Annotated in this window: 29 protein-coding genes; 13 read left to right on the top strand and 16 right to left on the bottom strand. The window is 58.6% G+C overall.

The genetic code is table 11. From position 1 onward, the window contains the following. Nucleotides 1-19: 19 nt before the first annotated feature. Nucleotides 20-1,534: an alpha/beta fold hydrolase gene (locus BM194_RS02225; RefSeq protein ID WP_244890850.1), complete on the bottom strand. Its 1,515-nt coding sequence runs from the start codon at nt 1,532-1,534 to the stop codon at nt 20-22. A gap of 146 nt (nt 1,535-1,680) precedes the next feature. Between BM194_RS02225 and BM194_RS02220 the strand changes: the two genes are divergently transcribed. The 4 genes from BM194_RS02220 (at nt 1,681) to BM194_RS02205 (ending at nt 3,432) form a co-directional block, all read left to right on the top strand. Beyond that, nucleotides 1,681-2,007 (top strand): thioredoxin family protein, encoded by a 327-nt coding sequence (locus BM194_RS02220; RefSeq protein WP_092843200.1) that lies wholly within the window; start codon nt 1,681-1,683, stop codon nt 2,005-2,007. Further along, nucleotides 2,000-2,275, top strand: a complete 276-nt coding sequence (locus BM194_RS02215) for a hypothetical protein (protein WP_092843198.1) — start codon at nt 2,000-2,002, stop codon at nt 2,273-2,275. The genes BM194_RS02220 and BM194_RS02215 overlap by 8 nt, the downstream gene beginning before the upstream one ends. A gap of 99 nt (nt 2,276-2,374) precedes the next feature. Then, nucleotides 2,375-2,806 (top strand): phage holin family protein, encoded by a 432-nt coding sequence (locus BM194_RS02210; RefSeq protein ID WP_092843196.1) that lies wholly within the window; start codon nt 2,375-2,377, stop codon nt 2,804-2,806. Continuing rightward, nucleotides 2,806-3,432: a DUF3618 domain-containing protein gene (locus tag BM194_RS02205; RefSeq protein ID WP_092843194.1), complete on the top strand. Its 627-nt coding sequence runs from the start codon at nt 2,806-2,808 to the stop codon at nt 3,430-3,432. Before BM194_RS02210 ends, BM194_RS02205 begins: the two co-directional genes overlap by 1 nt. 92 nt (nt 3,433-3,524) lie before the next feature. Here the strand turns inward: BM194_RS02205 and BM194_RS02200 are convergent, their stop codons facing one another. The 5 genes from BM194_RS02200 to BM194_RS02180 all read right to left on the bottom strand — a co-directional run bounded on the left by BM194_RS02200 (nt 3,525) and on the right by BM194_RS02180 (nt 7,502). After that, nucleotides 3,525-4,229, bottom strand: coding sequence for a YrhK family protein (locus BM194_RS02200; protein ID WP_092843191.1), 705 nt, complete (start codon nt 4,227-4,229; stop codon nt 3,525-3,527). Nucleotides 4,230-4,934: 705 nt separating this feature from the next. Further along, nucleotides 4,935-5,552 carry a cell wall hydrolase gene (locus tag BM194_RS02195; RefSeq protein WP_092843689.1) on the bottom strand — a complete coding sequence of 206 codons (618 nt, stop codon included), beginning with the start codon at nt 5,550-5,552 and terminating at the stop codon, nt 4,935-4,937. A 200-nt stretch (nt 5,553-5,752) separates the two neighbouring features. Further along, nucleotides 5,753-6,307 carry a flagellar transcriptional regulator FlhC gene (gene flhC, locus BM194_RS02190; RefSeq protein ID WP_092843189.1) on the bottom strand — a complete coding sequence of 185 codons (555 nt, stop codon included), beginning with the start codon at nt 6,305-6,307 and terminating at the stop codon, nt 5,753-5,755. Nucleotides 6,308-6,339: 32 nt separating this feature from the next. Beyond that, nucleotides 6,340-6,660: a flagellar transcriptional regulator FlhD gene (gene flhD, locus BM194_RS02185; protein WP_092843187.1), complete on the bottom strand. Its 321-nt coding sequence runs from the start codon at nt 6,658-6,660 to the stop codon at nt 6,340-6,342. Nucleotides 6,661-6,926: 266 nt separating this feature from the next. After that, nucleotides 6,927-7,502, bottom strand: a complete 576-nt coding sequence (locus BM194_RS02180) for a hemerythrin domain-containing protein (RefSeq protein WP_092843185.1) — start codon at nt 7,500-7,502, stop codon at nt 6,927-6,929. Nucleotides 7,503-7,718: 216 nt separating this feature from the next. Here BM194_RS02180 and BM194_RS02175 point away from each other — a divergent pair, with 216 nt between their 5' ends. Beyond that, nucleotides 7,719-8,015 carry a YciI family protein gene (locus BM194_RS02175; protein ID WP_092843183.1) on the top strand — a complete coding sequence of 99 codons (297 nt, stop codon included), beginning with the start codon at nt 7,719-7,721 and terminating at the stop codon, nt 8,013-8,015. A 7-nt stretch (nt 8,016-8,022) separates the two neighbouring features. Further along, nucleotides 8,023-8,367, top strand: coding sequence for a hypothetical protein (locus BM194_RS02170; RefSeq protein ID WP_092843181.1), 345 nt, complete (start codon nt 8,023-8,025; stop codon nt 8,365-8,367). 30 nt (nt 8,368-8,397) lie between these two features. On the opposite strand, the gene BM194_RS02165 is transcribed toward BM194_RS02170, so the two are convergent. Together BM194_RS02165 and BM194_RS02160 are read right to left on the bottom strand one after the other, a co-directional pair. After that, nucleotides 8,398-8,865, bottom strand: a complete 468-nt coding sequence (locus BM194_RS02165; protein ID WP_092843179.1) for a thioesterase family protein — start codon at nt 8,863-8,865, stop codon at nt 8,398-8,400. Continuing rightward, a complete protein-coding gene (locus tag BM194_RS02160; RefSeq protein WP_092843687.1) occupies nt 8,865-9,731 on the bottom strand; it encodes a sirohydrochlorin chelatase in 867 nt (288 codons plus the stop codon). The genes BM194_RS02165 and BM194_RS02160 overlap by 1 nt, the downstream gene beginning before the upstream one ends. 156 nt (nt 9,732-9,887) lie before the next feature. Between BM194_RS02160 and BM194_RS02155 the strand changes: the two genes are divergently transcribed. Further along, on the top strand, nt 9,888-10,589 hold the full coding sequence (locus BM194_RS02155; RefSeq protein WP_244890849.1) for a hypothetical protein: 702 nt from the start codon (nt 9,888-9,890) through the stop codon (nt 10,587-10,589). On the opposite strand, the gene BM194_RS02150 is transcribed toward BM194_RS02155, so the two are convergent. After that, nucleotides 10,586-11,485 (bottom strand): LysR substrate-binding domain-containing protein, encoded by a 900-nt coding sequence (locus BM194_RS02150; RefSeq protein ID WP_177223318.1) that lies wholly within the window; start codon nt 11,483-11,485, stop codon nt 10,586-10,588. The genes BM194_RS02155 and BM194_RS02150 overlap by 4 nt on opposite strands. A gap of 151 nt (nt 11,486-11,636) precedes the next feature. On the opposite strand from BM194_RS02150, the gene BM194_RS02145 reads away from it, so the two are divergent. Both BM194_RS02145 and BM194_RS02140 read left to right on the top strand, forming a co-directional pair. Then, a complete protein-coding gene (locus tag BM194_RS02145; protein WP_092843175.1) occupies nt 11,637-11,972 on the top strand; it encodes a hypothetical protein in 336 nt (111 codons plus the stop codon). Nucleotides 11,973-11,974: 2 nt separating this feature from the next. Next, nucleotides 11,975-13,156 (top strand): MFS transporter, encoded by a 1,182-nt coding sequence (locus BM194_RS02140; RefSeq protein ID WP_177223317.1) that lies wholly within the window; start codon nt 11,975-11,977, stop codon nt 13,154-13,156. Between the two features lie 38 nt (nt 13,157-13,194). On the opposite strand, the gene hmuQ is transcribed toward BM194_RS02140, so the two are convergent. Continuing rightward, nucleotides 13,195-13,518 carry a heme-degrading protein HmuQ gene (gene hmuQ / locus BM194_RS02135; protein ID WP_092843170.1) on the bottom strand — a complete coding sequence of 108 codons (324 nt, stop codon included), beginning with the start codon at nt 13,516-13,518 and terminating at the stop codon, nt 13,195-13,197. A gap of 204 nt (nt 13,519-13,722) precedes the next feature. On the opposite strand from hmuQ, the gene BM194_RS02130 reads away from it, so the two are divergent. From BM194_RS02130 to BM194_RS02120, 3 genes are all read left to right on the top strand, one after another. Then, on the top strand, nt 13,723-14,508 hold the full coding sequence (locus tag BM194_RS02130; protein ID WP_177223316.1) for a Crp/Fnr family transcriptional regulator: 786 nt from the start codon (nt 13,723-13,725) through the stop codon (nt 14,506-14,508). 790 nt (nt 14,509-15,298) lie between these two features. Continuing rightward, nucleotides 15,299-15,628 (top strand): EF-hand domain-containing protein, encoded by a 330-nt coding sequence (locus BM194_RS02125; protein ID WP_092843166.1) that lies wholly within the window; start codon nt 15,299-15,301, stop codon nt 15,626-15,628. Nucleotides 15,629-15,729: 101 nt separating this feature from the next. Beyond that, a complete protein-coding gene (locus tag BM194_RS02120) occupies nt 15,730-16,353 on the top strand; it encodes a DUF998 domain-containing protein (protein WP_092843164.1) in 624 nt (207 codons plus the stop codon). Nucleotides 16,354-16,484: 131 nt separating this feature from the next. Here BM194_RS02120 and BM194_RS02115 read toward each other — a convergent pair whose 3' ends face one another. From BM194_RS02115 to BM194_RS02090, 6 genes are all read right to left on the bottom strand, one after another. After that, complete coding sequence (locus tag BM194_RS02115) at nt 16,485-17,807, bottom strand: c-type cytochrome (RefSeq protein ID WP_218155347.1); 1,323 nt, start codon at nt 17,805-17,807, stop codon at nt 16,485-16,487. After that, a complete protein-coding gene (locus BM194_RS02110; RefSeq protein WP_092843160.1) occupies nt 17,797-18,453 on the bottom strand; it encodes a cytochrome c oxidase assembly protein in 657 nt (218 codons plus the stop codon). Before BM194_RS02110 ends, BM194_RS02115 begins: the two co-directional genes overlap by 11 nt. Beyond that, a complete protein-coding gene (locus BM194_RS02105; protein ID WP_218155346.1) occupies nt 18,450-18,863 on the bottom strand; it encodes a hypothetical protein in 414 nt (137 codons plus the stop codon). The genes BM194_RS02110 and BM194_RS02105 overlap by 4 nt, the downstream gene beginning before the upstream one ends. A 21-nt stretch (nt 18,864-18,884) precedes the next feature. Then, on the bottom strand, nt 18,885-21,419 hold the full coding sequence (ctaD, locus tag BM194_RS02100) for a cytochrome c oxidase subunit I (protein ID WP_092843158.1): 2,535 nt from the start codon (nt 21,417-21,419) through the stop codon (nt 18,885-18,887). Continuing rightward, nucleotides 21,416-22,417, bottom strand: coding sequence for a cytochrome c oxidase subunit II (gene coxB / locus BM194_RS02095; RefSeq protein WP_218155345.1), 1,002 nt, complete (start codon nt 22,415-22,417; stop codon nt 21,416-21,418). Before coxB ends, ctaD begins: the two co-directional genes overlap by 4 nt. 366 nt (nt 22,418-22,783) lie before the next feature. Then, the gene (locus BM194_RS02090) at nt 22,784-23,116 is read right to left on the bottom strand and encodes a hypothetical protein (protein WP_092843154.1); all 333 of its coding nucleotides are present in this window, start codon (nt 23,114-23,116) and stop codon (nt 22,784-22,786) included. A 379-nt stretch (nt 23,117-23,495) separates the two neighbouring features. Here BM194_RS02090 and BM194_RS02085 point away from each other — a divergent pair, with 379 nt between their 5' ends. Next, nucleotides 23,496-24,026, top strand: a complete 531-nt coding sequence (locus BM194_RS02085) for a hypothetical protein (protein WP_092843151.1) — start codon at nt 23,496-23,498, stop codon at nt 24,024-24,026. The last annotated feature ends 26 nt before the right edge of the window (nt 24,027-24,052 follow it).

Below are 24,052 nucleotides of genomic sequence, written 5' to 3'. Positions count from 1 at the left end.
CCCCTGCCGTCATCTCCTGTCACTGCAGTGCCCACGGCTCCAGCGGTACCTCATTAGCGCAGCTTGTGTCGATTTCGGCCATGGGATCATCGAGAAACGCCGAAATCACCTGAGAACGGCACTCGGTCACCGGGCTGTGTCCCTTGGCCTGGATTTCGAGGGTCTGCAGATTGGGCATGGTGCGCGACAGTACTTCCCCCCAGCGCGTGCCGCAGCAGGGGTCCATCTGCCCATGAATCGACAGCGCCGGCTTGTCCGACTGCAGCGGATCGCTATGTGAGCTCGGTACGTCGCCATCCACCCCCCACCAGGCACATACCCACGGCGGCTCGAACCCCAGGATACCCGGTTCGCGTTGTATCGCCGCGCGTGAGTCGGCTGGGGTGGGGCGGTTGGTGCCCATGTCGTTGCAGACATGAGCGAGGAAATAGCCCAGCGCGTAGTTGGGCGCTTCAGTGTCCGGCTGGTACTGATCGATGCGGAAGAATTGCCCCAGCGAAGAGTAGTCCCCGGCCTGGATATCGTTGACCAGGCGCGGAAGCTGGGCATAGTCGCTGGGCAACATCAGGTAGAGCGTATCCAGAAACGCGGCGCCATCAAAGTACAGGCGCTTCTCCTGACCTTCGTCCTGCACCGTGGCGACGTAGGGTCGATCATCCAGTGTCCGCCGGGCCCGGTCGATGGCCAGGAACCAAGCCGGCAGTTGCTCCCGACAGCGCTCGCTGCTCGCCGTGCAAAGGGCAAGCACGTCGCTGAAGGTCTGCTTGGCGACGTAGAACTCGTCCAGGGGCGAGCGGTTGCGCAAGCTGGTGAACCAGGGCCAGCCGAGAATCGCCGCTCGGACGTGTTCAGGGTGGTACTGAAGATAGGACAGGACCGTCCCGCTGCCCGTCGAGGAGCCGAAGGCATCGATGGTGTCGTACCCCAGCAGTCGACGAATCTCGTCGACATCGCGCGCTACCGCGTACTGGTTATATTCCGCCACATCGATGCCTTCGCTTTCGAGCTTGCGATAGCAGGCGCTCACTTCGCCAGTCATGGCCTCCATGCGCTCCATGGGGTCCAGTGACGACGTGATGGCTGGCGTGTGGATGATGTTGTGGTAGGGGGAAACCTCGGCATAGTCCGGACAAGCCAGGGTCGGCTTGGCATGGATGAAGCCTCGGTGATCCATGACGATCAAGGTGCGATCACCGATGTCCTTGCGCAACTGCTCGACGTAATCACGGTTGCCGATCACCGAATAGCCGGGCCCGCCGGGAAAGAACACGACTGGCGGGGCGTCCGGGTTGCCTGCCTGTTCCGGGGCAATCACGGCCACGGGAAGTTCCACCACCTGCCCATTGGGATCGCTCCAATCTTCCTGGCCGCGGAAGGTGTAGCACTCGGCCTGCATGGCCTTCAGGGCATCCGTGACACAGGCGGAAGCTTCCAGGCCAGGCACGTCACCTGCTGCCTGTGGTGAAGGCGAGGCGGTGTCCTGTGACAATGCAGGTGAGGAGGAGAGTACGGCGAAAACTAGAAAAGTCGCCATACTTCCAACTAGGGTTGAAGAGGAAAGGTTCAGGAAAGAACACGAGCGTTTCATACCGACCTCCGTGTCGTTGTTGTTGGGTTGGGGAGCGCTTACTTTCAAAGCTAGCGACATTGGCTGACGGATCAAGTCAAGGAGGATACGGAATGCCAATGACCACGACCTACCTGGAGCGGGAGCCAGCGCGTGAGGAGATCGACGCGATGGAAATGCCGACTGTCCTCGAATTCGGCTCGCCCTGGTGCGGTTTCTGCCTGTCGGCGCAACCGATCCTGGCGGCGGCCATGGAATCCCACCCCGGTGTCAACCATCTCAAGATTGCGGATGGCCGAGGGCGCCGACTGGGACGTTCCTTTCGAATCAAGCTGTGGCCCACCCTGGTCTTTCTCGACAACGGCGAGGAAGTCACCCGTCTTGTTCGGCCGCCCAATACCCATTCAATCTCTCAGGCACTGGATCGGATCGATGGCTAACCTCAGAAAACTGGCCATGCTGGCCGCCATGCTCATCAGGCTCATTGATGAATACCTTGCCGGGATGCGCTACCGACAGGCATCGCTGCGGCATCGCCCGACCTGGCGTCGTTCGGCACTGCCTGCCGATCCGGTGCGCTGCACCAGGCACTACGGCCTGCACCCCTTGCGTACCGTTCCTCGATGCCGGCCGGTGGGGATGGGCAAGCATCGTCTTTCGGACTGGCCGGGACGACAGGCAGCGCCCCACACCCAGGAAAAGAGTTGAAAATGTTTGTAACGTAACGATAGCAGGCATTGTCACGGCAGCATCATCGTCTACGTTGGTAATTGCTAACGCGGATTCACGTCTGGCAAGGAGGCACTCATGGATGATGAGAAAAATCGTACGGAGAGTTCCATGCTGGGATCGCTGGTTTCCAATCTGACCGACGAAGTCAGAACCCTGATTCGTGGCGAAGTGCGTCTGGCGCAAGCCGAGATGACCGAAAAGGCTTCCCAGGCGTCGAAAGGCGCCGGCTCCATCGCTGCCGCCGGCGCTGTACTGTTCAGCGGATTTCTAGTGCTACTCGCCGCTGCCGTCTATGGACTCGACACGGTGATCGACTATGGCTCGACGCCTTGGCTGTCGGCACTGATCGTGGGCGGTGTCGTGCTGATCATTGGCGCTATCCTGTTGCAGGCCGGACGCAAGAAGCTCAAGACGCTGGAGCTCGCTCCCGAGAGAACGATGGCCAGCTTCAGAAACGACAAGGACCTGGCCAGGCATCACGGTGAACATGTCAAGGAGGGCAGATAATGAGCGATAAACACGAAAGACGCAGTCCGGATGAAATCGAAGAGGAAATTCGCCAGACGCGCGAAGAATTGGACGATACCCTCCACGAACTGGAAGACCGGCTCTCGCCGAAGTACTTCGTGGATTCCGCCTACAACCATGTGCGTAACGGTGGAGCCAACGAGTTCCTTTCCAACCTTGGCAATACCATCAAGCAGAATCCCTTCCCTGTACTACTGATTGGTGTCGGCATCGGTTGGTTGATGATGTCGCAGAGCGGCAAAGGGCAGAAGGCCTATGACAAGGCCTACGCCAAGACCTTGGGTAGAAAGCGGCATGATGATGCCTCGGGGCGTCACTACCGGCCGGGTACCGTCATGCCGGCAACGCCGACTGCCTCGACTTCGGCTCCGCCGGAGTACACCGATACCGTGACCGGGACCAATCGTTCTGGAACCACGTCTGGGGTGGGAACGGCTGCAGCCGGCCCGGCGTCCAGTTCGGGCGTCGTCGGGGAAGCCACGCATCTGGGCACGGCTCAGCATAAAGGCGGTGCGTCACGCTCGAGTTCTGCCGATGTCGTCGGCGAGGCAACACATCTCGGTACTCAGCAGCACCGTGAAGGTTATCCCGGCAGCAAGATGTAACCAGTGTCCATCAGCATCCGTAGCAGTAATGATGGCGTTCAGCCCCGGCTTCGGCCGGGGCTTTTTTCTGCCTGGCGCTTAGCGAAGCATCATCACTTGCCATTAACCTGGGTTTGATGGAAGCGATGGGTGCGATAGGCGCGGTAGAAGTTCGCCACGCCCCCTGCGAGAAACAGAAGGCTGGCGAAAATGAACTGCGAGCCCAGGTAGGTATGCAAGGCATGGGCGAGCGAAGAATGATGGGTCGACCAGAGGTAGGGGATCGAGGCCACCAGGAACAGGATGGAGCCGATGATGAACGAAATGGCAACGCCATTGAGCAGTTGCAGGGTAACCAGCGAGCCGGCCTGGGTGATCTGCGTGACGTTGATGGTCGCGCCTATGGTGAACAGGGCGCTGCCAACAATGAAACACCAGGCTCCCCAGCGCTCCAGGCCCAGGCTGGGCAGAAAGAATGCACTGCCTACCAGAAACAGTCCGCACCCGATGACGTAGCCCGTCGAGGTGACGAATTCGAGCACGGTCTTCCTGCCGTGCGATGAATAGTGCCGGTAATGATTGACGGTCTCGAGAAAGTCATTGGCCGTGACTGCCAGATAGATCAATGAGCCCAGGATGAACAGCCATGCGCCGGCGCTGGAGTACGATTCGAACGAGGGCAGGAAGAAGACACTGCCAATAACGAAGGTCGCAGCACCTGCGACATAGGCCGAGGCATTCAATCCCTCCCAGAGAAAACGTTCACGCTGCGGGGCCTTCCTGTAGCTACGTCTACGATTGGTGATCTGATGCGGCATGACACCTCCTTGTTGGTCTGCCTCCATTAACGCTCATGGGTATGAAGCATGAGGGCATACGAGGAAACGACAACCGGGTGCGATGCGACGTTCCAGTCCACTGCTGTTCGTGGACAGCCACTTCCTTGACTGACCCGGTTGTAACGCATGTCAGTGTAGGCTGTAGCAGACGATACGACAGGGCATCAGGAAGAGAGGACTAACATCTGAAAGCCATGCTCGAGTGAGCCGATATTAAACGAAGGTGGTGTTGTCTCGAGGGGGCAGGCGATGGAGACTAGGGCCATTACAGCTCGCCGGCCCGAACCGAAAGGTCACAAGAACAACATCGGGCTTTGAATAAAAAAGTCCCCCGAAGGGGACCAGGGGAGCACGCCAGCTCACTCGGTTTATCGCCATGTTGAAGGCGACGTTGAAAACGGGTGGCTTGTCCCGGCGCAATCTTTGCCATGGGACCTCAGGAGCGGCCATTACCGCACCTACCATGCCAATAACTATACGAATATTGCGCCATAATAACAAAAAACCTTCAAAAACAAGCCATTAAGAAGATTTAAGTATTTTTGCCGAGGGGACATGCCCTCTTCCAGATAATTTCTGCACCAACAAGAATCGTTTTTGGCCCGGATGCATCACTACAATGCATGTATCCGGGCTTCGTATTTCTCGCGTGCCTACGTCTCAACCCGATGAATCCCGCTGTCGTCAGCGGGCCTGCCGATAGAAGAGCATCTCATCGGTCGTGAATGTTCGGGTAAATTCCGAGGCCCAGTGAGGCGTCACATTGCGGTGGTGAAAGAACTGTGCACCCTCTGTGTGATCCCTCAATTGCTGGTTCAGCGCCTTGCGAGCGATTTCCTTGGCCACCGTATAAGCCTCTTCCTCCTGAGCCTCGTCAGGGCGCCCGTCGCACCACCAGGAAAACTGGCAGTTGCCCTGTTCCGAGCCCTGCTTGACTACCCCGCAGACAGTATCGGGAAAGCCCTCGTGACCCAGCCGGTTCATCACCACGTTAGCGACCGCTTCCATATCCGTCGCGCCTTCTCCCCTCGCTTCCCAGTAAATCGAGCGTGCCAGGCAAGTGATGGCGTCATCCAGTGGCGCCTCACCGACAGGGTCTACTGCCTGGGCACCGGGCCGCGTGATCAACTCGTCGGGCTCGGGGGGGCGGCCGCTGCCTTCGGCCGAGGCTTCCTGTTCCAGCACTTCCGCTTTCTTTTCGGCAACCTGTGCTCGCTGGGCAGGTTCGATAGCGAGGGCCGGGGCTGACAACACCATGGCAACGATACAAATGGCGCTTCGCACACGGGGGATAAACATCATGATGACTCCCGATTGGGCAATCGGGACATCATGCAACAAAGCCAGCATCCCAGGGTAGGTCCACCATCGATATTGGCAGGATGGTTTGTATCAGCCTGAGGTCATTACTGAAGAAATCTCTTCGCCTTAGCTGCTGGCCATCACGCCACGTGTCGGCAGCCGACAGGCCAAGCCAAGGGGCAAAGGAGCCGATACGCGAATCAGGCAGTGCCTGTCCTGCGATTGTCATCGAACTTGCTCTGGCGGCTCCTGACCGTCTTTCCGGCACGTGACGGGGGCTGGCAGATGCCACAGACGAAATGCTTTACGGGGCTATGGGCATGGGCGACGAACGGCCCACGGCATTCCTTGCACTGGGATAGCTGTAGCATGCCGCTCTCGAAGAAGCGCACCAGCGTCCAGGCACGCGTCAGCCCGAGCACCGGTTCGTTTGCCTCCAGCATGACATGCTCGACATAGAGCCGGTAGGCCTTGACGAAGGCCGCAAGGCGCTCGCAGTGAATATCGTCGCACAGGCTACGGTAGATGTTGTAGAACAGCGAGGCATGGATGTTCGGCAGCCAGGTGACGAACCAGTCGGTCGAGAAGGGCAGCATACCCTTAGGCGGGGATACGCCACGGACTTCCTTGTACAGCTTGATCAGCCGGGCACGGCTCAGCTCGGTTTCCGTCTCGAGTACCTGCAGGCGGGCGCCAAGCTCGATAAGCTCGATCGCCAATTGCACCTGCATCATCTCGCTGACCAGACTTTTCATCGCTCGCCCTCGCCCTCGCGCCGGGTCGGCACTCAGTGGCCGGAACTCGAGAAACGGTCTGCCGCCATGAGCAGGGCCGCATGGGTCTGGGCCATGCCCAGTTCACGTGGGTTCTCGAACAGTTTCATTAGCTGGTCGGGGTCGACATACGCCAGCCGACACAGCAGCTGATTGGAGCGTGCCATCTGGCTCAATTGCTTGATGGAAAGCGATGCCATCAGGTCCGCCATGCGCTCGTCGATCTTCAGGCGAAACATGGCAGTTTCCCGGTCCTCCTTCAGCATGCGCTGGGCGAGGAGCAGGTATGCCAGGTTCACCTCCTGGATATCTTCGAGAAGGCTTTCATTGTGCATATTTGTTCCCTCTTAAAGACGTAACTTTAAAGTAGCAGACTCTGATGTCATGTCATTGGTGTACTTGGTGAATTCGTTAATCAAAAAGTATTTCGTCGGTAGCGTGGTGTTCCGGCTGGGTGTAAGACTCCAGAATGAACACAAACAACACCCTGACGCATGGCCTGCGTCAGGCAGTAAGGGAATGACGAAAAGGAAGACAGCGAAGGAAGGGACACTTCGCGGCGTGGGCCGCGAAGTGCTTGAAGTGCTTGCAGTGAGTAATGTTAACCGGTCTGGCGTCCGGTGAGCTTGTCGCGGAGCCTGTCGATCATGCCGACACCGGGGCCGACGCTCTTGTGGAACAGTTCGGAGTGCGGTGCGCTGGGGTGAGGGCGGGTCGGTGCCAGTTGCTTGGCCTTCTGCACCTTGTTGCCCATGTCGATCAGTTGGTCCTGGGTCAGATGCTTGCGCAGCGAGGGGAACTGATCGGATTCCTCGTCGTCCGCGTGGTGGCGAAGTTGCTTGTCCAGTTCCTGCACCAGCGCCATGTACTGCGGATCGGTCGCATCAGCGTCTTCCAGCTTCTTCATGACCTGCACGATCTCGTCGTGCTCCTGCCTGTCATGATCGGCTTCTTCCTTGCCGTTGGGCAGGTGCTTTTCCATCACCGGGTAGACGTACATCTCCTCGGCAACGGAATGACGCATCACCTCGGCGATTACCGTTTCGACCAGATCCCGGCGCTGATCGGCGTCCGGGGTATGCTCGGCCTGGGCGAGCAGTTCCGTCATCTCCCGGTGGTCGGCGGTCAGGATATCGACGACGTCCGTGCCGGTGCCATTTGCATTGTCAACGGTCATGACTCCCTCCTTGGGGTCGTTGCTTATTGAGTGTTACCACAGTTCCCAACATAGTACCGCTCAGGGATCCGGGCCAAGTCTGGCGAGGCGCCATGAGGGCATTGCAACGTTCAATGCAGCCCACTTGGTGTGCCGCCTATGTCGGTTTGTCTCGCACGGCGGCCTGGCGCATGATGCGGTGCGTTGACAGCGAACGGTGAACGAAAGGAGCGGAACATGAAGCAATACGCCGTGATGGCTTATGACTACACCGACAACGCGGCCCTGGATCGGCGCCTGGCCAACCGCGAGGCGCATCTGGACGGCGTTCGTGACCTCGCCAGGCAGGGGAAATTTCTCAGTGGCGGGGCGATTCTCGACAGCAAGGGCAGGATGATCGGCTCCAACGCCCATTTTCGTTTTGCCGACCGGCAGGACCTGGAGGCATGGCTCGAGACCGAACCCTACATGACCGGGCGCGTATGGGAGCGGGTCGACATTCGCGAAGTGGCGCTCTTCGATCCGAATGCCTGAGCAAACCATGACCGATATTGTGTCGCTGCCCGACCAGGTGCGTCAGATCCTCGAGACCACTCCTCGTGAGGCGTTGCCGATGACCTACCGGCAGCTCGCCGAGGCGCTGGGGCTGCGTCCGCCGCGCACTATTCAGCGTGTGACCCAGGCACTGGAAACTCTGATGCGCGAAGATGCCCAGCGGGGCGAGCCATTCATCGCCGCGCTGGTTGTCAGTCGACGAGGCGAGGGGCTGCCGGCGCAGGGCTTCTTCGAACTGGCGGTAGCACTTGGGCGTTTTCCCGCCGCCCCGTCACGTCATGCAGATGCCTGGCGCGACGAGCTACGACGCGCCCTGGAAGGTGGCGGCTAGGTATCGCGTCCCCGTGTATGGCCAGCAGCATCAGCGCTTGGGCGGAAGCCCTATACGCCGGCCGGCGAGTTCCGGCCAGGCATCCATAGGGGCTACCGGTAGCTCAGAGATGGCTCGGTCCACCGACTCGGGAAAGGGCGCCGGTCGGGCCCCGTCGGCAGCTGTGGCCATCCCCATCAGCATCTGCTCGCTGGTTGCCAGTAGGTTGCCCTGGTTATCGCGCATCTCGAAGAAGACGTGCAGGCGCTTGGCGTCGCGATCCAGCAGCGTCACCTCGACCTCGAGAGTCTGGTCCTCGTGGACTTCGCGCCGATAGCACAGGTGAGTCTCCAGGGTATACAGCGTATACCGCTCCTTCTCGCGTCCGGCCTCGTCGAGTCCGATACGCGCCATCAGCGCTTCCACGCTCAGCGAGAAGACCCGGGCGTACTCGGCATCGTTCATGTGGCCGTTGTAATCGACCCATTCCGGGGCGACACGGGTAATGAGCAGGGCCATCAGGTACGCTCCCCCTGCGCCGCTGGCATTTCCGTCAGCAGCGGCTGTCCGGTCAGAAGTTGCTGCAGGCGGGTAGCGAGAATGTCCACGATGGCGTCGTTTTCCCCCACCAGGCGCGTCGTGACGACGTTCAGTCCGGGCGACTGTGCCACTGCCCGGTCGCAGATTTCCGCGATGTCGCCGCCTTCGCCGGCGTGGCGGCCCGGGGAAAGAAACAGCATGGACAGGATCACGTCGCTGTGGGCCAGTGCCGGCGAGGCCAGCAGGTGTTCCAGCAGTGGCTCGTTGAAGCGGTAGGCCTCACCGTCACGGCGTTCCATGGAGGCAAAGGTGACGCAGCCGACCTCATCGCCAAGCAGCACACTCAACTGGCCGGCGAGATAGTTGCGCACGGCCGTGACCTCGGGGATCGGGCTACCATGATCGACCAGCACCACCTTGGGCTGCGTCAGGCCGGCTATCCGCTCGCGCACGTTGTCTGCCAGCAACCGCGCCAGGCGCAGATCCACCGGTGCCTGGGTCTCGACCAGAGGCAGGGCCACCTTGACGCTCAGTTGCGGGTAGCTGGCCTGCACCTCTGCCAGACGCTCGGGCAGGTAGCGGGTCAGCGCCTGGCTGGGGCCGAAGAAGAAGGGCAGGACAAGCAGCTCGGTCACGCCCTCTGCCGCATACCGCTCGGCCAGCGGCCCCAATGTCACGGCCTTGCGACCATCGAGTTGCTCGGGAGGAATCTTGAAAGAGTGCAACAGGGAGGCGGCCTCGACGGCCTCGCCGGTGGCCAGGCTCAGGGCATGGGCAAGGCGACGCAGGTTGAGCGTGGCCTGGGGCCGCAGGGAGCCGTTATCGATGAGCACGATCTTTCGCATGGAGCGTTGCATGGAAGCCTCTGAGCTGGCGCAGGGGGAATACCGAAGCGGTTGGTGCATGGGCTATCACACTATCGGGGGGATTGCGGGTCAAGTCGCGAGATTAGCCCTGCATCGGGCGGCCAAGCGGTGCAATGCACCGCACCCCAAGGTAGGATGCTGGCGACATTCGCCATCGACCCTCGGGTGGATCGCGCCAAGGCAGGTTTCGAACGGGTGCATGCCATGCTGAGCATTTTAATCTACGTGTTGATTTACGCCGGCGTCACGCTGGCGCTCTATCAGGTTTACGATATTCACTACAACCTGAACTTTGACGACGAGGACACGCGTTCCCGTACCGAGAACGAGGAATTGGAGGCGCTTTCGCGCGAGGCGAAGGCGTACGAGGAAACCGGCGAATCGGCAGGCTTCGTCCAGGCGGCACATCGCATCTTCGGGCGCAGCTTCGATTACCGCATTGCACTGGTCGCCTTTCGCGAAGGCACACAAAAAACCTACGCGGAGCCGCTACTGCGCCGCAAGCGACACGTGGTGAGCGATGGTGGTCTCAAGGTGCGCCACCTGGCCTCGTGGACGACCCGCCCACCAGGCAATGATATCCGGGGCGTGCTGCTACCCGTGATCATCGTGAACTGTCTGCTGGTGCTGTTCCTGGGCGGCTTGAGCGTTTACACCATCGCCTACGAAGTGCCCATGGAAGCGCTGCAGTGGGCCAACGACGAGTTCATCCTGATGGTAATCATCGGCGTGCTCTTGCTGATGAACTTCGCCATTTCCAAGTTCGATATCTACATGCACGACCTCTACCAGCTCGGCAAGTTGAGCGAGCGTCTGCGTACGACGGGCACGTTCTAGCGCAGCTCCCGAAACGCCGCCTTGACGTGCTCGGCCAAGGTATCGGTTGCCGCCCCGGCGCCGGGCCGGCAGAGCATCGCGACCTGGGAGTTGTCGAGCGGGGGCAGGCCGGTCTCGTTGTCCAATCGGCGCAGGGGCGGGCGTATCATACCCTGCGGCAGGGGCGCCACGGCGAGGTCTGCCTGCAGGGCGGCTTCCTGACCGCTGCAGCTTTCGCTGGTGTAGGCGATGCGGTACGCCAGGCCCATGCGGTCCAGCACGGAAAGCGCCATCCCGCGCCAAGGGCACCCGTGGCTTGCCAGGGCCAGCGGCAACGGTGAACGCCGTGCGGCGACACCGCCCTCCAGACCTGCCCACACCAACGGTTCCGCATGCACGATCTCTCCACGCTCCTTGGCCGGCCCTTCGTTGCCGGTGGTTGTCAGGATGAGGTCGAGCTCCTCCCGATCCAGGCGTTCGAGCATCTCCACGCTGCGGCCGACCACCACGTTGACCTGAACGCCCGGATGCGACCGGGCGAAGCGCGCAAGCACATGCGGCAGGATACGCGACCCCACATCATCTGACGTGCCGAAGCACACCGTGCCATCCAGCGAGGGCGCCAGGAAATGCGTCACCGCCTCCTCGTTGAGCCGAAGTAGCCGGCGGCCATAACTCAGCAGTACCTCGCCTTCCGGCGTCAGCGTGACTCGCCGGGCCTCGCGCACGAACAGCGCCTGCCCGAGCGTTTCTTCCAGACGCTTGACCTGCATGCTCAGCGCCGAGGGCGTACGGAATACCTGCTTGGCGGCCTGGGTGAAACTGCCGCTTTCGGCAATTGCCACGAACATGCGCAGTACGTCGGCGTCCAGTAATGGCAGGGTGCCGCGCTCGAGGGGTGGAAGCGTCGAAGTCATGATCAAACCTTTCAGTATTACTTAAAGATAAGTGTAGTTCTTTTTGTTTGATTGAACACAATGCGCCCGCCATCCTGACGATGAGGTCGCGACCCTCAACGTTCCTGAAATTTGCCAAACCATGATCTGGCACTCGCCGGGAGATATCGTCATGTCCGATCTCGAACACGTTCGCCGGGCCATCGACAATTTGCCGCGCCCTTGCACTTCGCCCCAACCGGAATTTTCCATGCCGGCCATGCCGCCATTGGGGCTGATCACGGCACTGGAAAATCGCTGGTATGCCTGGCAGCGTCGACGCATTTTCCGCCGCTATATACTGCCCTTGCTTACCTATGACGACCATATCCTCGAAGACATGGGCCATCATCGCAGCGATATCGAATGGGCCTTGCGGCTACCGCTGCGTGAGGATGCCCTGGCTGCGCTGGAACTGCAGCGATGCCGGCGAAACGCTGAACACGTCAGGGGATGGGGCCAGACATGAACATGACTGCATCATCCAGCCTTCGCATCGTGCTTCCCGGTCTGATACTGACCGGTGTCTGTTATGGTCTGGCCCGCTTCGCCTATGGCCTGTTTCTGCCCGGTATGCGTGACACTGTGGGCATGACGCCGACCATCGCTGGCGTGATCGGCAGTGGCTCGTACCTGGGCTATTGTGTCGCAATCATCCTCAGCATGCTGCTGGTCGAGCGGCTGGGCCCCCGCCGGGTGGCGCTCATGGCCGGGCTCGCGGCCTCGCTGGGCATGGCCATGATCGCCGTCAGCCCTTCGCCCTGGGCACTGTCTTTCGCCGTACTGTTTGCCGGCATGAGCACAGGGCTGGCCTCGCCGCCGCTGGCCGATGTCGTGGCCCGTGCGATTCCGCTGCGGGGGCAGGCGCGGGCCAACACCTTGATCAGCAGCGGCACCAGCGTAGGCATCGCGCTGTCGGGCGCAGTTGCCCTGGTTGCCGCCGAGCAATGGCGAAGTGCCTATCTTCTGTTCACCGTAATGGCCGTGGCTACAACCTTCTGGTTGGCGCGCTCCATGCCACGGACCCAAGGCGGGAATCGCCACTCGGCTATCCGCTCGAAAGCGCCCGGGCATGGCCTGTGGCGGCGTGACGCGCTGCCCTTGATCTACGCTGCCACCGGCATGGGTTTTGCCAGCACCGCCTATTGGGTATTTGCCGGCGAGGTCGTGGTCGAGGTCGGCGGCCTGTCGCGGGAGAATATCAGCCTGCTATGGGTCGTCATGGGCATCGCAGGGCTGCTGGGCGGGGCCGGCGGAGACCTGATTCGCCGCCTTGGCGTGACTACCGTCCATCGGCTCTTTCTCGTCATGCTGGCAGCCGCCACGTTGGGATTGGCCCTGTTTCCCGGATCGCTGGCCACGGCCCTGGGTTCGGCTGCACTGCTGGGCGTCGCCTATATGATGCTGGCGGGAACGTACCTGGTCTGGGGCGTCAACGTTTATTCCGACAGGCCGGCTATCGGCCTCGGCCTGCCGTTTCTGATGATCGCGGTCGGTCAGGTCATCGGCGCGCCTGTCGCCGGCGCGCTCATGGAGTCGACCTCGGCACGTTTCACCTTCGCTGCCTTCGCCAGTGTGGCGATCCTGACCATGGCTGTGGCGTACCGTAATGAGTCGGCGCAGGACTACCCGCAGGAACAGGAGGCTGCATGAGTCGCTACCCAGTCGACAGCCTCCCTGGGCTGGTGTGGTCAGTCATTACCGACCGTCTGGATCACCTCGAAACCTTCGAATTTCGGCGGGCCCAGGTACAGCCCCTCGCGGCGGCTCTGGCCGGCGTTGGCGTGTGCGGCGCGAAACGCCTCGGAGTGTGTCCAGGCCTCGAAATCCTCGCGCGAGCGCCAGATGGTGTGCGAGGCGTAGAGTACGTGATCCTCTTCTTCGGGTCCGCGCAGCATGTGGAACTCGACGAACCCGGGCAGACCCTTCAGGTGTGTCTCGCGTTCCAGCCAGATCTGCTCGAACTCTTCGGTTCTCTCGGGGTTGACGCGAAAACGGTTCATGGCAATGAACATGACCACTCCTTATTCAGGGATAAAAACACTCCATTGAGCGTGACACCTTCGCTAGCGGTGGGCAAACGCTATAACGGATGAAACACGGGCTGACCGAACTGTCCCGGCTCTATCTGGCAACCCAATGACAACCGATGGAGAAGATGATGGGGGCTGATAGACTATTCTCATCAGAATATGCAGGTCAGACTTCAAGGAGGAAGAATGGCGGACCATTTCGAGAGTTGCGTCACACAGAACCTGTCGCACCACATGACGATCGGGGAGCGAGAGGCCCAGATACTCTCCGAGCTGGAGCAGGACCCGCAAGAGGTCAAGAAAGGGCACGAGCTATGGACAGTGGGGATGCGGCCGGAGCAGCTCTACACGCTGCGCAGTGGCTGGGCCTATTCCTACCATTGCCTGGGTGAAAATACGATTCGTGTTCTGGATATCTTCATCCCCGGCGATCTGATGGGGATTCGCGACGCCACGCTTCCTCATCACTACACGACTGCCGTCATGTTGACGGACGGTATCATCTGCCCGTTTCCGACCGGTCGGATCAAGGACATCTTTGAAGCTCATCCCAACCTGGCGATGGGTATCCATGCCTCTGCCGCGCGGCAGCAAGCCGTCATTACCGACCGCCTGATCAACGTGCTGAGCAACGACGCACGTTGCCGTATCGCACACTTCATTCTCGAAATCTATTACCGTATCAAGCGGGTGCACGGCGATCTCGGCAGTGGCTTCACGCTGCCCTTGCTGCAGAAGCACATCAGCCTGGCGCTGGGATTGACTCACGTGCACGTCAGCCGAATCCTCAAGGAGCTGCATGAGGACAACGTCATCAAGAAGACCCGTACCGAGATCGAGATCCTGGACCTGACCTGCCTGCACCAGATCTCGAATTTCGATACCGAAAAGTTCGGTGACGGCATGAATCCGCTGCTGGCCGGTGACTCGGGGGGTGACGATCAGAGCAGTGTCTCGGCCAAGACGAAGTAGGGGGTAGGCGCCATCAAATCATTAAAAAGCCCGGCCTGAAAGGCCGGGCTGCGTAGCGTAGTGCTCCATGCTGCTCAACCGCGAGCAATCCCGCTCGCGCATCCTTGGTGCTTCGGGCCATCCTTGCCCGGGTTCCCTGTGGAGTTCATCCCTGTCCACGTGAAAGAATTTTATCCAGATCAATTTTTTTGGAACTAACGCAGGTTGGGATTCCGTGTAAGAAATCTGCTATTCATATGTAAGAATAAGCTTACGTAGCAGGCTAGCGATTAGCGGCCACTTGCTTGCTACCTACCACTGGCCTAAAAGCTTCGGTGTAGCCTGACGCCTCGGCCGGGCCTCAACATCTGGGCAGGCGATGGAATGGCAACTGGAACTGCTCCGGTCGACGCTGAGCTGACGGGGGTTACGCCCGTACGCCTGCGCTCAGTGAACGAAGCTAGATTAGGTCCAGCCTAGCCCATGATTCTTTATTAAATAGAAGGTTTATGACTCTATGTCGCCCATTTTTTTCTTCAGTAATACAAAATATTAGCATCTTAATTATTGCGGAAATTTGCGACGACATGAGGAAATTAGTGCATAAATTATCGTGGTAGCGAGTCATCTCCGAAGTAAAGTTACGATTCATGACAAATAGTATCCTTTTTGGCTTGTCGTTTCTGAAAGCCTTCTTCTAGGCTGGTTGTTATGGTTAAGGTTTTGCGACGACATTGTTATTGGAAGATTCTAAGCGGACAAGGAGTTGCCGTTAAGGTTTCTCATCGCTTTCGCAAGCAAGGAGGTAAGCATGAAGCGCAATTGGATTAATGGACTCGGTGGAACTTTCATTGCTTTTTCTCTGCTGAGCGCTGGTAGTGCCTTTGCTCAAGACGCTGGATTCAATGAGTGGGATTCAAACAGTGACGGCGTCGTCGATTATGAAGAGTTTGATGCAGGCTTTGACGATGAAGGTGTCTTTGACTCTTGGGATGCCAACGACGACAACATGCTTGATGAAAATGAGTTTGGTGAAGGTGTTTTCAACACCTATGACGAAGATGGAAATGGCGACTTGAGCGAAGATGAATACGGCGATTTCAATGATGATGCCGGTGACAATGGTTTCTGGGACGTCTAAACTATTCTGATGATAGAGAGTAATGCCGTATAAAGCGGGAGGCTACCTCCCGCTTTTTTATGTTGCAGTGACGGGAGCTCTTGCCAAGGCAGGGAGGCTGCATGTTATCAGCAGTAGAACGGAAGATTCTTTTCGTCTGTGGGGTGGGAGGACTGATCGGGTGCTTGGCAGTAGTGTTCGGTAACCTGGTGGGCATTCTTGTCTACGAACAGCATGACCCCATTAGCGAAACCATCAGCAAACTGGCAGTGGGCCAGTATGCCTGGATAGTCGATTCGGGTATGTACATGTTTGCTGCAGGCCTGATGGCCTGTGCATTTGGCCTGTATCGTTGGAGCTGGGCAGGAGCAAGGTGGAGGGCAGCTAGTAACTTTTTTGCGTTATTGAGTATAGACATCACTGTCATTGCCCTCTTCAACCAATATGCAGGCAGCCATAATGCTGGAATGAAGGTCCATACTTATGCGGTTTATACGCTATATGTGCTGGTTTGTCTGACAGTTTTCTTTGTAATTGGCGGTTTGCGTGAGATATCCGGCTTATGGGGGCGGTATGCCCTATGGTTCGGTCTTTCCTGGTCAGTTCTGACGCCACTGTATTTGGTAACGCCGACAGAATGGAACGGTGCCTATGAGCGGTTCCTTGGCCTGTTGCTGGTTGGTGGAGTAACTGCCATTTCATGGGTATTGCTGCGACGTGGTCGTCGTTACCTGGCTCAAGGTTGACTATCGGCGTATAGGAGGCCAATAAACACCGGTGATGAGTAACTTATATAAAATGTCGTTATGGTATTAAAAAGGCGCACGGTAATAGAGTAAGGCAGAGCCTTAAAGACAGCGCATTATTTTCGTAAAGCTTAACGTATGAGCCTGTCACGGTATATCGAAGAGATCTCGATACTACTGGATATCGGCTCCTCGCCTCGCTTTAGTCGGATCGAAGGATATCGGCTTTCTTGCTTGAGCGAGGCGTAGTATAGCGCCACATCATGTATTTGCTCTTCACTCAACCCCTTGGCTGCGCTGTGCATGATGTGCGCATACGCTGTGCCGCCGCGCTTGCCCGACTTGAACAGTGATAGCTGGAGCACAAGATAGTCGGTGTACTGGCCGGCAAGCTTGGGATAGTAAGGATTGTGGGGCTCTCGCCGTGGGCCGTGGCAGTCGGTACAGGAAGGAACTCCCTGCTCGGGAATACCTCGCTGGGCGATGGCGCGACCGCGTGTTATTGCGGCCGGATCGAAGTCCGTTGCTACTGGCCCATCGATGTTGGGCCGCTGTGTATCGGCCGGCTGATCGGCGATGGCGTACTGGCTGGCATAATGTTCTGCGAGCGCCTGCATTGTCGCTTCGTCAATGCCCGCAGCGATCGGCTCCATGATGCCACTGTTGCGCTCGCCATCGGCATAGGCGCGAAGGCTGGCCCGTAGGTAGGTTTCGCTCTGGCCGGCCAGCTTGGGGAAGGCGCCGGTGCCACGACCCAGGCCATCCGAGCCATGACAGCGGTCGCAGTTGGCTAACGTTGGCCCCAGAGGGTCACTCAACGCTCGCAGATGGTCGGGTGTCGTTTCCTTGGCGATACCGGTATCGGCACGCTCGCCATATGCCAAGCGTTCGTAGTTTTCGGGGCTTAGGGTCGGTAGTTCGCGCAGGAACGCGACCATTGCCCATATCTCGTCTTCGCGCTGTAGACTCACCCAAGCCGGCATCGCCGTGAACTTGACGCCATGCTTGACGATCCAGAACAGCTGCTCATGTGTCCATTCATGAATCCTGGGTGGCAGGAACGGCGGTTTTGGCGTCATCTGCTGCACGATAAGCGACTGGCGTTCCCCAGGAGCGCCATGGCAAGGCGCACAACCGGTCGCATAATGCCCGGCCCCCTTGAGTACCAGCGCCGGGTCGTCCAGTGCAGGCGCCTTGATTCCCATCGCCTGGGTTTCGACAGCATTGCGCATGGCAAAATGCAAGAACCAGCGAGTCACGGGCCAGTGGCCCGAGCTGGCACTGATCGGTACCAGGCCCAGCCACACGACAAGAAAACCACCACCGGCCAGTACGCCGCCCAGCATTGCCAAGCTCAACAGTAACGCCTTTCCATGACCGACCATGTATCGAATGACCCGATGCGGGAGAGTGGTAAGCCGATACAACAGGGCTCGGGTTGGCTCAACCCTCATGTCGCTTCTCCGGTAAATTGGTACCCGTCACAGGAGTGCCACGCAATAGACCGGCCAGAAGATACAGGCCTCCAAGAAGATAGACCGCACCACCGACACCGAGCATGATTACCCCGCCGATTTGCTGGTCCTGAAGCGGTGTGAGTGCCCAGGGAGCTGACCCCGAGTGCCGGTATAGTGGACGGTCGGTCAGCGCCAACAGCACCCCTAGCAAGGTCATGTGCATCGAGGTCAGCAGCAATCCCGCGATGCCAGTGGCCGCCCGCCCATGTGCCTTTTGGTGTGGGCCACCGAAGGCTGCGCACCATAGCAGGAGTCCGACCGCCAGGTAGCTTGCCAGTTCGAGAGCGAACACGATCATCGACTGCCTTGAGGCGTGATGTAGCGACGGAGCATGCCAGGCCCAGATCACCAGGAATTCAAGCACTGACGCCAGAAGAGGCGAGAATAGTTTCGGTGCCTTTTGGGCCGGGTCGAGGCGGCTGCCAGCAAGCCCCATGGCCAGCAGGGGCGCTACTCCCGCCACGATCAGCATGTGCAGGGCCATGTGCCCGCCGAAGCTCAGCCTGGCCAGGTCGAGCAGCGGCCCCAGCAGAGCAAACGCCAATAGGCATAGGCTCATGAATGCAATGCAAGGGCGCGTCATGTGCAGCTGCCGATGAAGACGATGGCCAGGGCGACGTACAGCGTAGCGACCACGGAAAGGCCGCCAAGCAGTACCGTGGCAAAGCCGAGAAAGCGATGACGATCGGCAGGCGTATCGAAGTCGTGTGGTACCGTCGCAGTGCCGAAACTGTGCTTGCGAAAGCCGCGCCAGGTCACGATGCCAATGCCCACCAGCGTGAGCACGGTGTAGACGCCGATCGCGATGCGCGCGCCCTCCAGGGAGCCATCGCGCCCCACCACTTTCGCGCACCAGATAGCCGCGGTGGCATAGGACACCAGAAAATAAAGCATCCACAGCATGGGACTCAGTGCCAATAGCCAGAGCGTCTCCCGTCGTTCTGGAAGGGCTTCGCTCTCTGAATCGGGTTCGGATTCCATGCGTTGTGCCATAGGACCTCCAGGGGCTCTTGCTCAAGCCACCATCGGAAAACCGGCGATAACCGCCACTGTCAGCACGGCCGTAATGGCCATGAAGTGCCAATACAGCGCGACATTCTGGATATCGATGTCATGGTCGGCACTCATGCGGCCGGCCCAGCGACGAGCGATGCAGTAAAGCTGCATCACCAGACCGACACCAAAATGAATTACCGCCCACAGCACCAGCACCCAGACAGTGGCTGGATAGACATGGCGCGTGGGGTCGAGACCACTCAGGTAGGGGCCGGCCAACAGCGCCATTGTGCCGGCCACATTAAGCAATACCGCCAGCCCGAGCCCGACATGGAACGCCATGGGCCGGTCGTGTCGATTCCAGCACCTGGCCAGTACGGTAAGCAGCCAGGCACCCAGCAGTAGCCCCACGGCTATCAGCGGCCAGAAAAGCCCCGGGCCGGACGCCGGATCGGGCGGAAAATCCTCATGCACGGTCCAGAAAAAGAAATACCCGAAAATCAGGCTGGCAAAGGCGCTCATGTCCCCGATCATGGTGATGAACATCGCCCACCATCCCACCGACGTCGAACCCGAGGCATACAGCGGCAACGTTACACCCAGCCCCGCCTCCTTGCTGCGCTTCTCGGGTATTTTTGCCGTGCCGGTCCATAGCCAGATGAGCACCGTGACCAATGCCAGTACAGCGCTGATGCCTGCGGCGAAGTACCATTTATAGGTGGCGAAAATGAAAGCCCCACCAGTAAAGATCGCCGCCCAGAGCGTCACGAATGTCGGCCCGGGAACCCGTAGGCACTGGATCGGGTCGGCATCGATCGTCGTGGTGATCAACGTCTCTCGCTTGCCTTCTTCGGCATCGGGAAGGTAGAAGCGCCCGGCATCGACATCCTGCATGAGGTTGGGCTGATCCCAGAGCGGATAACGTCCCTTGATGGAGGGAATCGAACGTATCCCCCAGGGTTTGCCCGGCATTTCTCCGAGCCATTCCAGGGTTCCTGCGCCCCAGGGATTGCGTTTCGCATAGGGTTGTTTCGTCTTTGGGCGCACGACTTCGAGCACCAGCACGACGACCCCCGCTGCAAAGATGAAGGCACCAATGGACGAAGTGAGGTTGAGCACATCGAAGCCGATATCGGCAGGATAGGTGAATACACGCCGCGGCATGCCCAGCAGGCCGGTAAGATGCATCGGCAGAAAGGTGACGTTGAAGCCAAAGAACATCAACCAGAATGCCCAGTAGCCCGGCTTCTGTGCCAGCAGCTTGCCGGTAGCCATGGGGTAGAAGTAGTAGAGGCCGGCTGCTACCGGAAACAACATGCCGCCGATCAGCACATAGTGCAGGTGAGCCACCACGAAATAGGTATCATGGGCTTGGAAGTCGAATGGGGCGATGGCCACCATGACTCCAGTGAGACCACCCAGCACAAAGATCGCCAAGGCGCCAGTGACGAAGAGCATGGGCACTGAACGCACGAACCGGCCGGCAACCGCCGTGGCAAGAAAACAGAAGAGCTGGACTCCCGTAGGGATGGCGACCGCCTCCGAGGCCGCCGAGAAGAAGGCCAGGGAGACGTTAGGCAGGCCAGTGGTGTACATGTGATGCACCCACAAACCGAAGCTGATGAAGCCCGTGCCGACGGCGGCCAGCACGATCCAGCTATAGCCGATGATGGGCCGCTGGGCAAAGGTCGGGACGATCATTGCCACTAGCGCGATCGCGGGCAGAAAGATGATATACACCTCGGGATGACCGAATATCCAGAATAGGTGTTGCCAGAGCAAAGGATCCCCGCCCCGGGCAGGGTCGAAAAAAGGCCAATCGAACGCCCTTTCCAGTTCGAACAGCAAATCGCCGGCGATCAGTGGAGGGAAGGCAAACAGGATCATTCCCGCCACCACGAGGATGTACCAGGCGTAAAGGGGAATCAGGTTGATGCGCATGCCTGGTGGGCGCGTCTTGAGCACACCGACAATGAGCTCGACCGCTGCGGCAAGTGACGCGACCTCGATGAATGAAAGTCCCAGCAGCCAGATATCGGCTCCCAGCCCTTCCTGATATGTCGTGGTCAGGGGCGGGTACATGAACCAGCCGCCTTCGGGCGCGACCCCAAAGAAAATCGACCCGCAGACAAAGACGCCACCGATCAGGAAACTCCAGTACCCATATGCCGACAGGCGGGGAAACGGCAGGTCCCGCGCGCCCAGCATCTGCGGCAGGATCATGATCGAGAAGGCTTCGAAAATCGGCACACCAAACAGGAACATCATCACCGAGCCATGCAAGGTGAATATCTGGTTATAGGTGCCTGCCGACAGGAAGTCGTTTTCTGGAACGGCCAGTTGCGTGCGCATCAATAACGCCAGCACCCCAGCAAAAAGAAAGAACAGGAAGGAGGTTGCGGTGTACCAGCGACCGACTTCGGAATTATTGACTGCCGACCAGTAGCGCCAGCCGCGTGGCGTCACCCAAGGCTTGCTCAGTCGCGCCTCCTGCGCTTTTTGACGTGCCCGGTCAGCCCGGTCGTCATCACTCTGGGCATCAGCAGGCATCATTTCAGTCCACTCAGGTAAGCGGCGAGTGCAGTAAGCTGCCCCTCGGGCAACATGGCGAATGCCGGCATGTTCACCCCCGGCTTGATCTGGTCGGTATGACGGATCCAGCGGGCAAAGGCCTCTGCATCGTTAGGCAGAATGCCCGCCCCCAGACTCAGGCGGCTACCGACGTGCGTCAGGTCCGGCCCCAACACGCCGTCGGCGGGGGTGCCGCGGATGGTATGACAGGCACTGCAGCCGTTGGCCAGAAAGGCTTCCTGCCCCCGCCTGGCAAGCGAGCTTTGAGGTGTCTGGGCGGGTGCCGCCTGCTGCTCGAGCCAAACGGTGAATGCCTCTGGCTCCATGACCACCACCTGGAAATTCATCAGTGCATGGGCCGTACCGCAATACTCGGCGCAGGCGCCGCGATACACACCGACGTCGGTAGGCTCCAGCGTCAAGCGGGTGGTCCGCCCTGGAATCATGTCGACCTTACCGCCCAGGGAGGGAATCCAGAATGAATGGATGACATCCGGACTAGTGAGACTGAATCCGACCCGTTCACCCACTGGCAGCCGAACCTCGTTAGCAAGTTCGACGGTTCCGCCCGATGGTGTCGGGTACTGCACTCGCCACCACCAACGCTCGCCCGAGACAGTGACTTGCAGGCCGTCTTCTGCCGGCGCACTGAGTGAGGGAAGAAGAGGCAGACCAAAGACCAGCAATGCCCCCAACACAACAGGCGGGGCAATAGCGCCGCCACCGATAATCAACCAGCGTGCCGCTCGGCTGTCATGGGTCTCAGGGTTGATATGCGTGGCATAGACGGCGAAGCCGATCACCAGCAACCAGATCAGGACAGCGACCGCACACATCCACCAAAACAGTTGCCCGATCTGCTCGGCATCGACCCCGGCTGGTTGCAGAGCCGATTGGGGACCACTGCATCCGGAGAGTGAAGAAAGCGCGGTCAGAGAAACCAGCACCCGCATCCCTGGGGGGCATTTCGTCGCATCCATGGCCAATTCTTGTTCGCACCGGATTTTTGTTATTGGCGGATGGAGTCGCTGGCCCAATGGCCGGGCGAAACCCATTGTTGACTATCAATCTATGCCAGTTATGGCTATCCAGCCAGTCGACTGCTTATCCCCGCAAGAGCCAGAAACATGGCGGTAGCGCAGTAGTAAGGAAGCAGGCATGCCATGACGCAGTTTTCTTGCAGGGTCTGTGGGCGTAGCAATGTTGGGGGGCAAACAGCAGTAGGACTGTAGGAGGTGCGATCGGCTGGTAGCCTTTCGGGTATAGCAGGAACGCGCAAGCCTAGACACAACAAAGCGGGAGAGAACACTCCCCCGCTTCGGCAATCTCATGGATAAGGATGTATTTTATACGTCCCAGAAGCCTTCATCACCGGCGTCATCATTGAAGTCGCCGTATTCGTCCTCGGTCAGATCGCCGCTTTCGTCCTGATCATAGGCATTGTAAATACCTTCACCATATTCAGTGTCATCGATGACGTCGTCGTCGTTGGCATCCCAAGTATCGAAAATGCCTTCATCGTCAAAGCCAGCATCCCATTCTTCATAGTTGATGGCGCCGTTACCATCACTATCCCAGTCGTTGAAGCCATTGTCTTCCTGAGCAAAGGCGCCACCAGCGCCTAGCAGAGAAAAGAGAACAAGAGTGCCGCCAATGCCATTAATCCAGTTGCGTTTCATACTACCTCCATGCTGATGAAAAGCGATGATAAGACGGTTTGTCCTAAACCGGATTGCCCTTCAAGCAATCGACAGTTTCAACGTAGGAGAGGAGCGTATAAACAATCAAATCCTGTAATGTTGTTTTTAGTTAATTTAAGCTATAAATTATAATATGCATTTTGATAAATGCTCAATTGGGGGGGGGTAAAATTATGCAAAGTAATTATTTCAATCCTAATGATATCAGTTTGATTATAATGTGTGGGTTTTCAAAAAATAACAATAAATTTTCGGCGAGTTTCTTCAATTTCTCTTTTCAGCATCTAGGGTGGGTAGAAGTGATTTCCCGCTACGCATATTGGGGATTTCACTTGATACGCAGAATCAAGGAGGAAATATGCTCAAGCGCCTACTCATTACAGCAGCCATTTCATCAGCCCTCGCTACTGGAGCAGCCACAGCCCAGCAATGGAATGAAGGGCAAGGCTACCAGAATAACCAAGGCCCACAAGTAGGGCAGCAGTCGTATCGCCAAGAATGGAATGACCCCAACCAGCATAGCCAAAGGCAAGGTAACCCTAACTGGGGGCAAGATGGCAACCAGAATTGGAACCAAGGGAACCCAAGCTGGAATCAGGGTAACAACCAAGGTGGTCAGATGGGTAACCAAGGTGCCCAGATCACTAGCCCTCAGCAGTTGATGCAATACATCTACGTCAAGGGATATATGGAAGGTAAGGAAGAAGGCACTCAGCAGGGGCTTATCCGAGGCTACCAGCAAGGGTATATTCAGGGCCTTCAGCAAGCCGCAGCTCAACAACAGGGGCAACAGCAGCAGAACAGCCAGCGTCAGCAAAGCTCGCAAGGTAGCTCCGGCTCAATGCAGCAGCAAAACCAGAGTGGTTCTAGCTCTTCCAATTCTCAATAGGACTTGTAGATAGTATTCCAAACAAG

The organism is Modicisalibacter xianhensis (assembly GCF_900113605.1).
Taxonomy (GTDB): Bacteria; Pseudomonadota; Gammaproteobacteria; order Pseudomonadales; family Halomonadaceae; genus Modicisalibacter; species Modicisalibacter xianhensis.
The sequence above is the reverse complement of the archived record's forward strand: the minus strand, read 5'-3'. Positions and strand labels throughout refer to the sequence as shown.